The sequence below is a fragment of the Desulfovibrio piger genome, assembly GCF_012843875.1.
GTDB lineage: Bacteria > Desulfobacterota > Desulfovibrionia > Desulfovibrionales > Desulfovibrionaceae > Desulfovibrio.
Window position 1 is genome coordinate 1 of the sequence record NZ_JABAFY010000003.1, and the last position, 14,200, is coordinate 14,200.

At 64.5% G+C, this 14,200-nt stretch carries 10 protein-coding genes; 4 read left to right on the forward strand and 6 right to left on the reverse strand.

Translation table 11 applies throughout. The features are described from left to right. The 4 genes from HF854_RS01175 to HF854_RS01190 all read left to right on the forward strand — a co-directional run. On the forward strand, window positions 1-331 hold a 331-nt coding region (locus HF854_RS01175), incomplete at its 5' end, for an autotransporter domain-containing protein (RefSeq protein WP_168934638.1). A 266-nt stretch (window positions 332-597) separates the two neighbouring features. Next, on the forward strand, window positions 598-1,170 hold the full coding sequence (locus tag HF854_RS01180; protein WP_168934639.1) for an OmpH family outer membrane protein: 573 nt from the start codon (window positions 598-600) through the stop codon (window positions 1,168-1,170). Window positions 1,171-1,248: 78 nt separating this feature from the next. Continuing rightward, window positions 1,249-1,590, forward strand: a complete 342-nt coding sequence (locus HF854_RS01185; protein ID WP_168934640.1) for a DUF3467 domain-containing protein — start codon at window positions 1,249-1,251, stop codon at window positions 1,588-1,590. 275 nt (window positions 1,591-1,865) lie between these two features. Next, complete coding sequence (locus HF854_RS01190) at window positions 1,866-3,404, forward strand: Na+/H+ antiporter NhaC family protein (RefSeq protein ID WP_168934641.1); 1,539 nt, start codon at window positions 1,866-1,868, stop codon at window positions 3,402-3,404. 257 nt (window positions 3,405-3,661) lie between these two features. Here HF854_RS01190 and HF854_RS01195 read toward each other — a convergent pair whose 3' ends face one another. The 6 genes from HF854_RS01195 to topA all read right to left on the reverse strand — a co-directional run bounded on the left by HF854_RS01195 (window position 3,662) and on the right by topA (window position 13,948). Beyond that, window positions 3,662-4,267, reverse strand: a complete 606-nt coding sequence (locus HF854_RS01195; RefSeq protein ID WP_168934642.1) for a hypothetical protein — start codon at window positions 4,265-4,267, stop codon at window positions 3,662-3,664. Window positions 4,268-4,474: 207 nt separating this feature from the next. Further along, window positions 4,475-6,010, reverse strand: a complete 1,536-nt coding sequence (locus HF854_RS01200) for an efflux transporter outer membrane subunit (protein ID WP_168934643.1) — start codon at window positions 6,008-6,010, stop codon at window positions 4,475-4,477. Next, a complete protein-coding gene (locus tag HF854_RS01205) occupies window positions 6,007-9,207 on the reverse strand; it encodes an efflux RND transporter permease subunit (protein WP_168934644.1) in 3,201 nt (1,066 codons plus the stop codon). Before HF854_RS01205 ends, HF854_RS01200 begins: the two co-directional genes overlap by 4 nt. Before the next feature lie 10 nt (window positions 9,208-9,217). Next, window positions 9,218-10,342: an efflux RND transporter periplasmic adaptor subunit gene (locus tag HF854_RS01210; protein ID WP_168934645.1), complete on the reverse strand. Its 1,125-nt coding sequence runs from the start codon at window positions 10,340-10,342 to the stop codon at window positions 9,218-9,220. Between the two features lie 251 nt (window positions 10,343-10,593). Then, a complete protein-coding gene (locus tag HF854_RS01215; RefSeq protein ID WP_168934646.1) occupies window positions 10,594-11,712 on the reverse strand; it encodes an XdhC family protein in 1,119 nt (372 codons plus the stop codon). Then, window positions 11,696-13,948, reverse strand: a complete 2,253-nt coding sequence (gene topA, locus HF854_RS01220; RefSeq protein WP_168934647.1) for a type I DNA topoisomerase — start codon at window positions 13,946-13,948, stop codon at window positions 11,696-11,698. The genes HF854_RS01215 and topA overlap by 17 nt, the downstream gene beginning before the upstream one ends. Window positions 13,949-14,200 lie beyond the last annotated feature (252 nt).

The window sequence follows — 14,200 nt, forward strand, 5'->3', positions numbered from 1 at the left end:
CAGCCTCCACCAGGACATCTGGACCTTCCCCATCGGCGTGACCTTCAGCAAGGACTTCGCCCTGGACAGCGGCTGGAACTTCAAGCCCAGCCTGGACTTCACCGTGATCCCGGCCGCCGGCGACATCAAGGCCAAGCACGATGTGGCCTTCACCGGCCTGCCCGGCACCTATGAAGTGGAGACCCAGATGATGGATTACCTCACCTGGCAGGGCGGCGTCGGTCTGGAACTGGCCAACGACAACATGAGCATCGGCGTGAACTACACGCTGCAGGCCGGTCAGCACACCACCGGTCACGGCGTGTTCGGCAGCTTCCGCTACGAGTTCTAGGCCCTGATGCTTTAACCCATCAAACCGGGCGGTGGCCGGAAAGAGAGTCCCGGCCACCGCACCTTTTGACGCCGCCCTGTATCCAGCCTTCCCGGGGCGGCGTTTTTTATTGGCCGCGCCGGGCCCCGAAACGGGAAGGAGCATTTTGCAAAAAACGGCTATCCCGTAAAAATTTCGCCGCACCATCCAACGCTCATGCCGGCCGCCCATACGCGGCGCGCCACGTCCGGCCCCGGCCGGATCGCATACCATCACAAGGAGACATCATGTCCCGTTTTCCCCGTTTTCTGTCCGGTCTCGCCCTCATGCTGACCCTGCCCCTGTCCGGTTGCCTGGATACCGGCCCGGACGTGGTCTGCGTGGATGTGGACCGTGTCCTCAGCCAGTCCAGGGCCGCGCAGCAGGCCAACGAACACCTGGCCAAAGTCCAGGCCATCCTGCAGAACGGCCTGGCCGCCTATCAGGAAGAACTGAAGAAAAGCCCTGAAGAAAAACGCGAGCAGGAACTGCGTCAGGGCCTGGCCGTGCTGCAGCGCCAGCTGGTGATGGAACAGGCCGCAGCCCGTGACGTGGTCAGCAAGCACATGCTGGCCCAGATCGAAGCATGGCGCGCCGACAAGGGCGACGTGGCCGTCATGGCCCGCCAGAACGTCCTTTCCGTTCCTGCGTCCATGGACATCACCGCCGAGATCATCAGCCGTATGGACGCCGGCAGTGTGCAGTTCGCCGAGCTGCCAAAGGTCAGCATCCGTACCCATGCCGACGGCCCCGACGAAAAGGCCGGCAAGGAAGAAAAGGCCGGCAAGAACGACAAGGGCGCCAAAAACGAAAAGAAGTAGAAAAGACGAAGTAGAAGAGAAGCAACAAAGAAACAGAAGAATTTCTTGCCCGTCACAACCAGACAGGAGGATATCCCCATGCCCGCTCTGAAAAAGACCCCCGCCAACAGCCATGCCCCTGAACAGCGTACCGAACAGCAGCCCGAACAGCGTACCGAACAGCAGTTGCGCGTGACCATGCTGCCGGCCCCCGCTCTGGAAACCATTTACGCCAATGCCTTCCAGACAAACTACTCCCACGGCGAGATCCTGCTCACGGCCTGCGTGAGCCGCAACGAACAGGACCAGCAGGGCCCGGTGCTGGCCGTGCAGCCGCAAAAGGCCATCGGCATGAGCCCCGAAAGCGCCAAACGCCTGGCCGCCGCGCTGGTGCAGACCATCCAGCAGTATGAGGCCCAGTACGGCGAGATCATCCTGTAGCCCGCGCCTTCCGCATCTTTTCTGATACGCCGGATAACAACGCCTGTGGACAGTCCACAGGCGTTGTTTCGTGACGGGCTCCGCGACGGCCCGCCCCGAGGCCCATCCGTTCCGTTTTTTCCGGCCGTTTTGTATTGCCGCTCCAAAGCGCGCATGATATGCTTCCACGAACGCAGTCCAGCGCGACCGGGAAGATCACGCGCCGGCGGGGGATGCATGCCGGTAAGCCGTATGCGGCGCTGCGCCTTCCAGACCTTCAAGACAGGAGCATGTTCATGGATCCGTTTGACGCGGGTTGGCTCTCTCTGCTGCCGCCCATCATCGCCATCACCCTGGCCCTGATCACCAAGGAAGTCATTTCCTCCCTCTTCCTCGGTATTCTCAGCGGCACCGTCATCTATTGCCTGGGCATGGGCACGGGCGACCTGATCATCAAGCCCGTGGAGATCGCCTTCACCACCATGGTGAACAAGGTCGATTTCAACATCATCATCTTCTGTACCCTGCTGGGCGCGCTGGTGTTCACCATCTCGCGTGCCGGCGGTACCCGTGCCTACGGCAACTGGGCCACCAGGCGCATCAAGAGCAAGCGCGTGGCCATGCTCTCCACCGGCGGCCTGGGCGCCTTCATCTTCATCGACGATTATTTCAACTGCCTCACCGTGGGCACGGTCATGCGCCCGGTGACGGACCGCTACAAGATCTCCCGCGCCAAGCTGGCCTACATCATCGACGCCACCGCCGCCCCCATCTGCATCATCGCGCCCATCTCCAGCTGGGCCGCCGCCGTGGGCAGCAACCTGAAAGCCACCGGCGCCTTTGAAAGCGATTTTGCCGCCTTCGTGGCCACCATCCCCTACAACTTCTACGCCCTGTTCTCCATCATCATGGTGGTCATGGTCTGCCTGGGCAACTTCGACTTCGGCCCCATGCGCAAGGCCGAACTGCGCGCCCAGCAGGGCGAACTGGGCAACGTGGACGCCGAACAGGCCGAACTGGGCACCAGCGCCAAGGGCAGCCTCATCGACATGCTCCTGCCCATCGGCAGCCTGATCTTCTTCGCCGTGGCGGCCCTGCTCTACAGCGGCGGCTACTGGGGCAGCGATCCCGCCTACCACACTCTGGCGGCCGCCTTCGGTAACAGCAGCGCCTCCAAGGCCCTGGTCTGGGCCTCCTTCGGCGCCATCACCGTGGCCTTCTTCCTCTTCGTGCCGCGCGGCCTCATGAGCCTCAAGTCCTTCATGGACTGCGCCGGCGAAGGCATGAAGGCCATGATGCCCGCCAACACCATCCTGGTGCTGGCCTGGACCATCAGCGGCGTGTGCCGTGACCTGCTGCAGACCCCGCTCTTCGTCAAGACCATGGTGGCCGACGGCGGCATCTCCGGCGGCCTGCTGCCCGCCATCATCTTCGTGGTGGCCGGTTTCCTGAGCTTCTCCACCGGTACCGCCTGGGGCACCTTCGGCATCCTGATCCCCATCGTGGTGCCCGTTGCCCAGGCCGTCGATCCCAACCTGGTGCTGGTCTGCCTGTCCGCCACCCTGGCCGGCAGCGTGTTCGGCGACCACTGCTCGCCCATCTCCGACACCACCATCCTGTCCAGTGCCGGCGCCGGTTGCGCCCATCTGGAACACGTCTCCACACAAATGCTCTATGCCTGTGTGGTGGCGGCCAGCAGCACGATGGGCTATGTGGTCTCCGGCCTCACCCACGGCAGCCTGCTGCCCGGCTTCGCTTCCGGCCTGATCTTCATGGTGGTGACCATGCTGGTGCTGCGCCAGCGCAACAAGCAAAAGGACGCTGCCCAGGCCTAGCCGGGCTTTCCGCGATACCGACGAAAAAGGCGCTTCCCCGACGGGAAGCGCCTTTTTTGCGTCATGAGGACGGCCAGACACGAGAAACACAGATCAGGCCCAGACCTCGTCGTACCCTTTGCTGGCCTGCCATTGCGGGATGATGCTGCTGTGATCCGGGACGGCTCCGAGAGCCAGCGGGCAGAAGCGTGGTACACAAAAGAATGCCGATACGGTCCTTACACGGACTGCGGGCCTCTCCCGCTCTGCGCCTCCTGTCAAAAGTCAAGACTGAACTGCATACCGAGCCCCACGGAAGGGTCATTCTCCTCGGGCCGGGACTTCTTGCCCCATTCGTTGTGCTCGTCCTTGAGCATCAGCTCCGGACCGATGGTCAGCGAGGCATCATCGCTGTCCATGAAGTCGGCATAGGCCCGGACCACATGCCGCCGCTCCAGAGGCCGCAGCTCGTCAGGGCGGGCCTCGCTCGACGGCAGCTCGGCACGCCAGACGGAGTCATCGCGCCGGATGTTCATGCCGAGACGGCTTTTTTCCTCCGCCTCCCGTTCCGCCTCCTTGGCTTTGCGGGACTCGGCCTTGGCCTGGCGGTCGGCCTCGCGCAGAGCATGTTCGATGCTGGAGGAATTGCCCCTGTCCCGGCCCAGGGCCCGCTTGCGCAGGGAGTCCGTCTCCACGCCGTCATGCCACAGGGCATTGCTCCTGTCGCGGGAGGTGCCGAAACTCCAGGCCTGCCCGCCCTTGCTGTTGCCCGCAGCGGCCTTGCCCGCCGGGGCCTGCACCGCCTTGCCCTTCTCCACCGCCAACACCGACAGAGGAGCAAGGGAGACCGTCAGGGCAGACAGGGCCAGACCAGCCAAAAACAAATGTGCTCTATGCAGCATGGCCGCAGGATAGCCGTCATCCCGCCGGATTGTAAAGACATCCCCGTCGCAGGACATCCTCTGTGCCCGCATGCTTCCCCGTAATGCGGCCTCTCGGCCTTTTTGGGGATGGCCTGCATACATGTACACAAAAAAAGGAAGGACGCCCAAAAGCGTCCTTCCTGTGTCTTTTCAGGGGGGGGATCGTGCCTACTGCTTGGCGGCAGGCTGTGCCTTCGCAGGAGCGGCCGCAGGCTGGGAGGCCTTCTGGCCGGCAGCGTCATGGGCCTTGACCAGCTCTTCCGCGTCAGCCACCGGGAAGGAAGGCTTGACGTTGGGATCCTGCCAGCCGCCACCCAGGGCCATGCACACGCTGACCACGGCATTGAGGCGGTCACGCAGGGCGTTGGCCAGGCTCAGCTCGGCGCTGAACAGCTGGCGTTCGGCATCCAGCACGGTCAGGTAGTCGGTGTAACCGTTGTCGTACTGCAGGCGGGCGATCTCCGCGGCGCGGCGCAGGCTGTCCACCTGGGCCTGGCTGGCCGCCACGATGGCGTCGGCCTCGCGCTGGGAGGTCAGGGAGGTGCGCACGTCCTTGAAGGCGTTCTGCACCGTCTTGCGGTACACGGCGATGGCCGCTTCCTTCTGGGCCTCGGCGTCCTTGACGTTATACCAGGTGCGGCCGAAGTCCAGCAGCGGCATGGAGCCGGTCACGCCGTAGCTCCAGGCGCCCGCAGGACCGCTGAACAGGTTCACCACGCTGGCGCTGAGGGTGCCCAGCATGCCCGTCAGGGAGATGGACGGGAAGAACTCGGCACGGGCCACGCCGATATTGGCGTTGTAAGCCATGATCATGTACTCGGCGGCGCGCACGTCGGGGCGGCGCTCCAGCAGTTCGGACGGCAGGCCGGCAGGCAGCACGGGCGGGGCCGGCAGCTTGCTGATGTCGCCGCCGCGCGGCATGACGGCGCTCATGATGTCGCGGGGCGAACGGCCCAGCAGCACGGCCAGGCTGGCTTCGGCGCTGTCCACGGCCACCGTGGAGCTGTGCACCTGGGCACGGGCCGTTTCCACTTCGGCGCGGGCACGCTGCCAGTCCAGCTCCGTGATGTCGCCCTGACGGTAGCGGCTGGTGTAGATGCCGAAGGCGTCCTCACGCGTGCGCAGGGTACGCTTGGCCGTGGCCAGCTGCATGTCCAGGGCCAGCAGGGCAACGTAGCTCTGGGCCGTCTGGCTGGCCACCGAAAGGCGCAGGGCCTCATGGCTGACCACGGTGTTCAGCAGCACGTCCGACAGCATGGTGTAGTTGTTGCGGTACTTGCCCCAGAAGTCCAGTTCCCAGCTGGCCGAGAGCTGGCCCTGGTAGTTCACGTAGGAACGGTCCGCGATGCTGTTGTAGTTGGCGATCTTGGTGGAGTTGCTCTGCGAGGTGGCCGCACCGGCGCCGCTCACCGAGGGGGCGAGCTGGCTGGTGCCCACGCCCAGCTTGGCCGCGGCGGAATCGATCTTGGCCAGGCTTTCCGCCAGATCCTGGTTGTTCTTCAGGGCTTCTTCCACCAGGGCATTGAGCACGGGATCATTGAAGCGGGTCCACCAGTCGGTGTTCAGCGGACTGGGTCCCAGATCCACGGAACGCCACTCCTTGGGGATGTCCTGCTCGGGACGCTTATAGTCGGGAGCCAGGGAGCAGCCCGTGACGGCCAGGCAGAGCACCAGCGTCAGGCCCACTTTCAGCAGGGGGGTCATATATCCTCCTCCTCATCGAAGCTTTTCTTGCCTTCGTTGGGGTCCTTCTTGCCCTGCAGCTTCAGGGAGATCCGCATGATGGTGCGGAAGAAGTAGGGAACGAAGAGCGTGGCGATGCAGGTTGCGGCCAGCATGCCGCCCACCACGGCGGTGCCGATGGCGTGACGGCTGTTGGCACCGGCGCCGGAGCTGATGGCCAGCGGCACGCAGCCCAGGATGAAGGCCAGCGAGGTCATGACGATGGGACGGAAGCGCAGGCGCGCCGCATGCATGGCGGCCACGTCCAGACTGCGCCCGCCGCGCCAGGCCTCGACGGCGAATTCCACGATCAGGATGGCGTTTTTGGCGGCCAGGCCCACCAGGGTGACCAGAGCCACCTGGAAGTACACGTCATTGGACAGGTCGCGCAGCCAGGTGGCCACCAGGGCGCCGAACACGCCGAAGGGCACGGCCGTGAGCACGGCCAGCGGCAGCGACCAGCTTTCGTACTGGGCGGCCAGGATCAGGAAGACCATGACGAGCGCCAGCACGAAGATGACGGTGGTGTCGGCGCTGGCCAGCTTTTCCTGCAGGGCCGAACCGACCCAGCCCAGGCCGTAATCGCTGGACAGCATCTTTTCCGCCACCTTTTCCATGGCTTCCAGGGCCTGACCGGAAGAATAGCCGGGGGCCGGTTCACCCATGAGGTGGGCGGCGGGGAACACGTTGTAACGTTCCATGGTCTGGGGCGCCGTGCGGCGTTCCAGGGTCATGATGGCATCCAGGGGCACCATGCCGCCCTTGTTGGTCCGCACGAAGATGTCGTGCAGGGACTCGGGCAGCAGGCGGTAATCGGCCTCGGCCTGCATGCGCACCTGGAAGGTACGGCCCAGGTAGTTGAAGTCGTTGACGTAGAGCGCACCGAAGGTGGCGTTCATGGCCGTGAAGACATCGCTGATGCTGATGCCCATGTCCTTGCAGCGCTCACGGTCCAGGTTGGCGTAGAGCTGCGGGGCACCGGTGGAGAACAGGCTGCGCAGGGTACCGATGGCCGGATACTTGGGCTGGCCGTTCTCGTCACGGGACGTGGCTTCCGCCACGAAGGCATTGGCCGTGGCTTCCAGATCCTGGCTGGTGCCGGCACCGCGCATCTGGATGAAGCCTTCAAAACCGCCCGTGGTGGACATGCCGCTGATGGGCGGCGGCGTGAAGCCGATGGTCACGGCTTCGGGCTGCATCATGGTCACGCCCAGCACCTTGGTACTGATGGCCGAGGCGCTGCTCTCCGGCGTGGTACGTTCGCTCCAGGGCTTGAGCACGGCAAAGAAGGTGCCGTAGTTGCTCTTGGTCGACATGGAGGTGATGTCCAGGCCGTTCAGGGTCATGACCGTATCCACCACCGGATCCTTGCGCAGCAGCTCGGAAGCGATGCGGGTCACGTCACGGGTGCGGTTCTGCACGGCACCGTCGTCCAGGATGGTCATGCCCAGGATATAGCCCTGGTCTTCGTTGGGCACCAGGCCGCCGGGGACCACCCGGAACAGGAAGACCAGGCTGACGATCATGCAGCCGAAGAGGGCCATGGAGATCAGGCCGTGGTCCTTGATGAAACGCACCGTACGCACATAGCGGTGCGTGGTCTTGCCGAAGAAGTAGTTGAAGACGACGAAGGGCTTGGCCGGCTGATGGTCATGCGCATGCGGCTTGAGCAGCAGGGAGCACAGGGCCGGGGTCAGCGTCAGGGCCACGATACCCGAAAGCACCACGGACACCGAGATGGTGATGGCGAACTGCTTGTACATCTGGCCCGCCAGGCCGCCCATGAAGGACACGGGGATGAACACGGCGCAGAGCACCAGCACGATGGCGATAACGGGGGCCGTCACTTCGCTCATGGCCTTGGCCGTGGCTTCCTTGGGCGGCAGGTGCTCGGTACTCATGATGCGTTCCACGTTCTCCAGCACCACGATGGCGTCGTCCACCACGATACCGATGGCCAGCACCATACCGAACAGGGTCAGGGTGTTGATGGTGTAGCCCAGGGCGAACATGCCCGCGAAGGTGCCGATGATGGACACGGGCACGGCGATGCAGGGGATGAGGGTGGCGCGCCAGTTCTGCAGGAAGATGAACACCACCAGGAACACCAGGATCATGGCTTCCACCAGGGTGTGCACCACTTCGTTGATGGACTCCATGACGAAGTCGTTGGTGTCCACGATGATCTTGTAGTCGATGCCCTCGGGGAAGTTTTTGGCTAGCTCCTGCATGCGGGCGGTGACGGCCTCGCCGGTGGCGATGGCGTTGGCGCCGGGCAGCAGGTAGATACCCATGGCACGGGCCACCATGCCGTTGTATTCGCTTTCGACGCTGTAGTCCTTGCCGCCCATCTCGATGCGGGCCACGTCCTTGAGGCGCAGCATGGCGCTGTCCTCACCGGTGCGGATGATGATCTCGCCGAACTCCTGCGGCGTGGCCAGACGGCCCTTGGTATCGATCTGCCAGGAAAGCTGGGCGGTATCGGGTATGGGCGCGTCGCCCAGACGGCCGGGCGAGAACTGCGAGTTCTGCTCCTGGATGGCCGCGGCGATCTCGCTCACGGTGACGCCGTACTTGGCCAGCTTGTCCGGGACGAGCCAGATGCGCATGGCGTAGTCCATGTAGCCGAACACGGTCACGTCGCCCACGCCGGGCACACGCTTGAGTTCGTCGGCCACGTTCACCTGCATGTAGTTGTGCAGGTACACGGCGTCATAACGCCCGTCAGGCGAGAACAGGGCGATGATCTGCAGCATGGCCGGTGAACGTTTGGTCACCTGCACGCCCTGCAGGCGCACGGTCTCGGGCAGTGTGGTCTGGGCCAGGTTGACCTTGTTGTTGACGTTGACCAGGGCCATGTCCGGGTCGGTGCCCAGACTGAAATAGACGTTGATGGAGCCCGAACCGGAACCCGAGGAGGCCGTGGACGTCATGTAGAGCATGTTTTCCACGCCGTTGATGTTCACTTCCAGGGGGGCCAGCACGGTACCGGCGATGGTCTCGGCCGAGGCGCCGGGATAGAAGACCGTCACGTTGACCGTGGGCGGCACCAGTTCAGGATACTGGGCGATGGGCAGGGCCTTCATGGCCAGCGCGCCCACCAGCGTGATCACGATAGAGATGACCGACGAAAGGATCGGTCTGCGCAAAAAGATATTTGGTTTTGCCGAAGCTGCCATAGACCATCACCTACTTCTGAGCGGTCTTCTGGGCGGCCTGTCCCTTCTGGGCCTGTCCGTCACCCATGACGCTGACCTTGGCACCGGGGCGGGCCTTGACCATGCCTTCACAGATGATGCGTTCCCCGCCCTTGAGGCCGGAGTCCACAAGGTACATGTCGCCGATGGTCTCGCTGACCTCCACCTTCCGGGTGCCGACCACGTTGTCCTTATCCAGGGTCATGACGAAGGAACCCTTCTGGGTGATGAGCACGGCCTTCTGGGGGATGAGCACGGCGTTGACCAGCACGTCGCCGTCCATGAAGATGCGCACATACTGGCCGGGCATGATCCGGCCGTCGCTGTTGGCGAAGGAGGCACGGGCCTGCACCACGCCGGTCTCGGGCTGCACGCGGCTGTCGATGAAGTCCACCTGGCCTTCGCCCTGGTACATGCTGCCGTCCAGCAGACGCAGACGGGCCTTGTAGACGTTGCCTTCGGGGAAGCGCAGGCGGCCTTCGGCGGCCAGCTGCTGACGGCGCATGTGCTGCGGCGCGGCGATGGAGAAATCGATGTACATGGGATCGGTCTGGTCCACGTAGGTCAGCAGGGAGTTGTTGCTGACAAGGTTGCCGGGCGTGAAGCTTTCCTTGGAGCTGTAACCGGACACGGGGGCCACCACCTGGCAGTAGTCCAGATTGATCTTGGCGGCACGCAGGGCGGCCTTGGCGTTGTCATAGGCGGCCTTGGCGTTGTCGCGATCCTTCTGGGAGACGGCGTTCTTGGCGAACAGGGGGCGCACGCGGTTCCACTCGCGCTTGGCGCTGTCGTACTGGGCCTCGGCCTGCTGGACGGCGGCCTCGTACTGGTCGCGCTCGATCTGGAACATGAGCTGACCGGCCTTGACGAACTCGCCTTCACGGTACAGACGCTTCTCGATGATGCCCTGCACACGGGCACGCACTTCGACGGACCGGGAGCCGGAGGCCTGGGCCTGGAATTCGGAAGGCCAGGGCACGTCCTTGGCTTCCACCTGGAAGACGCCCACCGGCGGGGCGGGCATCTGACCTTTTTGAGCACCTTCATCCTTGCATGCCGCAAGGCTGAAACAGAGAAGCAACAGCAGCGTTGCCAGAATGGTCTGTTTTCCGGTCATGATATCTTACTCCTGGGACAGCAGCGAACTGCCGATACGTGGAAAGCCCGCCCGCAAAGCGAGCGGGCTTTGAATCCCCTGCTAAACATTTTTTGCAAAATGCGTCAAGAAATGCAGGCTTATCTTGCTCTTAAAGTTCAATAAAGAAAAATCCTTTTATTCCAATGGGTTAGCGAACCGTACTTTTTTCATGTAACTACTTGGAATAATTGACTATTTTTTACGCCACTTTTTTAGGGGCTTTCCGGACCTCAGCGGGCCGCCCGAAGAGCGCTCAGCGTCCCTGCCCTGGCGGCCATGAGCTCGGCCACCACGGAGACGGCGATCTGCTGCGGCGTGTCCGCGCCGATGCCCAGACCGATGGGGCAGCAGACCTTGTCCAGGGCCGCATCGCTGACGCCCTGCGCACGCAGCGCCTGGTAGACCGAGGCTTTTTTGCTGCTGCTGCCGATCATACCAATATAGAAGGCGTCCGTTTTCAGGGCCTGGGCCAGGACCTCACGGTCGAAGCTGTGGCCGCGGGTCATGATGGCCACATAATGGTGCCGGCCAATGCCGCAGCGGGCCGCCAGATCCTCGAAGGCAGGCAGGGTCAGGCAACGCCGGGCCATGGGGAAACGCCGGGGATCGGCGAACTCCGCGCGGTCGTCCACCACGTCCACCACGAAACCGGCGGCATGGGCCAGACGGGCCGTCTCCAGCGACACATGGCCGCCGCCGCAGAGCAGCAGCACCGGCGGCGCGTCCAGGGCCTCCACATAACGTTCCGCCAGACCGTCCCGCACCAGGCCGGGACGGCCCTTGCGCCCGGCCAGCAGGGGCCGCACGGCTTCCGCGCCCTCGTGCAGGCCCGCCACCAGGGGCTGGCCTTCGGGCAGGGCATCCAGATACAGGTCGCGCACGGGCGCGTCGGCCCGGCTCACGTCCAGCAGCCAGATGCCGGTCAGCCCGGCTTTCAGGGCCGCGTCCGCCGCACGGAACAGGGGCGCCTGCGCAGGCGTCAGATATTCACAGAGCAGATCCATGCTGCCGCCGCAGATCATGTCGCTGTCGGGGCCAAGACCGGTGAGGTCGCAGCGCACGCGGGCGGAGCGTCCTTCCTCCAGGCAGACATTGGCCGCCTCCACGGCACGGGCTTCCAGCAGACCGCCGCCCACGGTGCCTTCCAGACCGGCAGCGGTCAGCAGGGCACGGGTACCGGCGGCACGCGGGGCCGAGCCTTCGCGCTCCACCACGGTCAGCAGGACCACGGCCTGCCCTTCGTCCAGCAGCCGGGCCGCACGGGCCTCCAGGTTCAGCGGTACGCCCAGGCCATCCACCGGGGCGCTCACCAGCACCGGCGAGGCCGGCGCTTTAGGCATCCTGTCCATCGTCGCCTCCTTTCACATAGCCGCAGCCCTTGGTGGGGCACATGATCTTGACGCTGCCGTCGCGGCCGCGCTTCTCCACCAGATAGGAGGAATTACAGCGCGGGCAAGGTCCGGGCACGGGCTTGTCCCACAGGGCGAAATCACATTGCGGGTAGCGGTCGCAGGAATAGAAAAGCTTGCCGCGCTTGGTGCTTTTTTCCACCATGCGGCCTTCGCCGCAGCGCGGGCACATGACGCCCGTGGCCATGGGCGCGGTATAGTTGCAGTCCGGGTAGCCCGTGCAGGCGATGAAGCGGCTGCCCGTACGGGCGTGCTTGATGACCAGATCTTTGCCGCAGCGCGGGCACTCGCCCACCTTTTCCAGTTCGGGCTTCTGCGGGGCCACGATCTCCAGACGGCCGTCCTCGGTGCGCTGGAAATTGCTGGTGAAACGGCAGTCGGGATAGCCGCTGCAGGCCAGGAAGGGCCCGGCCTTGCCGAACTTGATCATCAGGGGCTTGCCGCAGTCGGGGCAGGCCAGATCAGTGGGCAGGCCGCCCTTGACGCTCTGCATGTTCTTGGCGGCAGCCGCCAGCGTGGGGTTGAAATCCGCGGCAAAGGCATGCATCAGGTCCACCCACTGCTGGTCGCCGTCGGCCACCTTGTCCAGCAGGCTCTCCATCTCGGCCGTGAAGCCCACGTCCATGAGATGCGGGAAGTGCTGCACCAGCTGCTCACAGACCACGCGCCCCAGATCGGTGGGGATGAAGTGGCGGTCCTGCAGGCGCACGTATTCGCGGTCCTGCAGGGTGGAGATGATGCTGGCGTAGGTGGAGGGGCGGCCGATGCCCTGCTCTTCCAGTTCGCGCACCAGGCTGGCTTCGCTGTAACGGGCCGGGGGCTGGGTGAACTTCTGTTCCTTGTCCAGCTTCTCCAGCTTCAGGGTCTGGCCGGCCTCCAGGGGCGGCAGCTCGGCATCGCCTTCGTCCTTGCCGCGGGGCAGCACGGCCAAAAAGCCGGGAAAGAGCAGGCGCTCGCCCTTGGCCTTCCACTGGGTACGGCCGCAGGCCACGGTCACCGTGGTGTCGTGGAAGCGGGCCCCGGCCATCTGCGAGGCCACGAAGCGCGACCAGATCAGGCGGTACAGGTTGTACTGGTCCGGGGGCAGGGCCGCCTTGACCATCTCGGGCGTGATGTTCACATCCACGGGCCGGATGGCTTCGTGGGCGTCCTGCGCGCCGCTCTTGGTCTTGTAGACGCGCTTCTTGGCCGGCAGGTAATCGTTGCCGAACTCGCGCTGGATGAAGTCGTGCGCCGCCTGCCGGGCCTCGTCGGCAATGCGGGTGGAGTCGGTACGCATGTAGGTGATGAGGGCCGTGATGCTGCCGTCTTCCATCTCCACGCCTTCGTAGAGGCGCTGGGCGATGTTCATGGTGCGCTTGGCCGTGTAGGAAAGACGCTGGTTGGCGGCCTGCTGCAGGGTGGAGGTGATGAAGGGCGGCTGCGGCGCGCGCTCGCGCTTCTTCTGTTCCACGCTCTCCACCACGAAGGGCTGGCCCTTGAGCTCGGCCTCCAGGGCGTTGGCCTCCTCGGCATTGCGGATCACGGCCTTCTTGCCGCCGATGCGCGCCAGTTCCGCACGCACGGAGGGCGGCACCTCGGCGCCCAGCAGTGCCTTGAACAGCCAGTATTCTTCCGGCTTGAAGGCGGCGCGCTCGGCCTCGCGCTCCACGATGAGGCGCAGGGCCACGGACTGCACGCGTCCGGCGGAGATGCCGCGCTTGATGGTCTTCCAGAGCAGGGGCGAGATCTTGTAGCCCACCAGGCGGTCCAGCACGCGCCGGGCCTGCTGGGCATCGAAAAGGTGCTGGTTGAGCTCGCGCGGATGGGCCAGGGCCTCCTTGACGGCGCGGGCGGTGATCTCGTTGAACTGGATGCGTTTGATGTCCTTGGCCTTGTCGCGGATCAGCTCCGCCACATGCCAGGCGATGGCCTCCCCTTCGCGGTCCGGGTCGGGGGCCAGATAGACGGTGTCGGCCTTGGCTGCGGCGCTGCGCAGCTCGCTGACCACGTTCTTCTTATTGTCGATGATCTCGTACTGGGGGGCAAAATCGTTGGCTTCGTCCACGCCCAGACTGCTGGACGGCAGGTCGCGCACATGGCCCACGCTGGCCTGCACCATGTACTGCGGTCCCAGAAATTTCTTGATGGTCTTCACCTTGGCCGGCGATTCCACGATGATCAGCTGCTTGCCCATGATGTCCCTTGTCCATCCGACTGCCGGACGGCAGTGGCAGGAGGTGAATGAAAAAAGACGGTCCCGTGGACCGTTCATGCTGCCTTGAGGCTGCCCGGAAGGAAAAAGAAGCAGGAAAAAAGCCGGGCCCGCCAGGTCCGCGGCAAGGGCCCTCAGGCCTGCCGTGTGCGCGGAGGATACGGCAAAATGCAGCCACGTCAAGCCCGCGTCGCCGCCACAGGGGCTCCGGGCGCGCCCTTTCCGCCGTCTGGA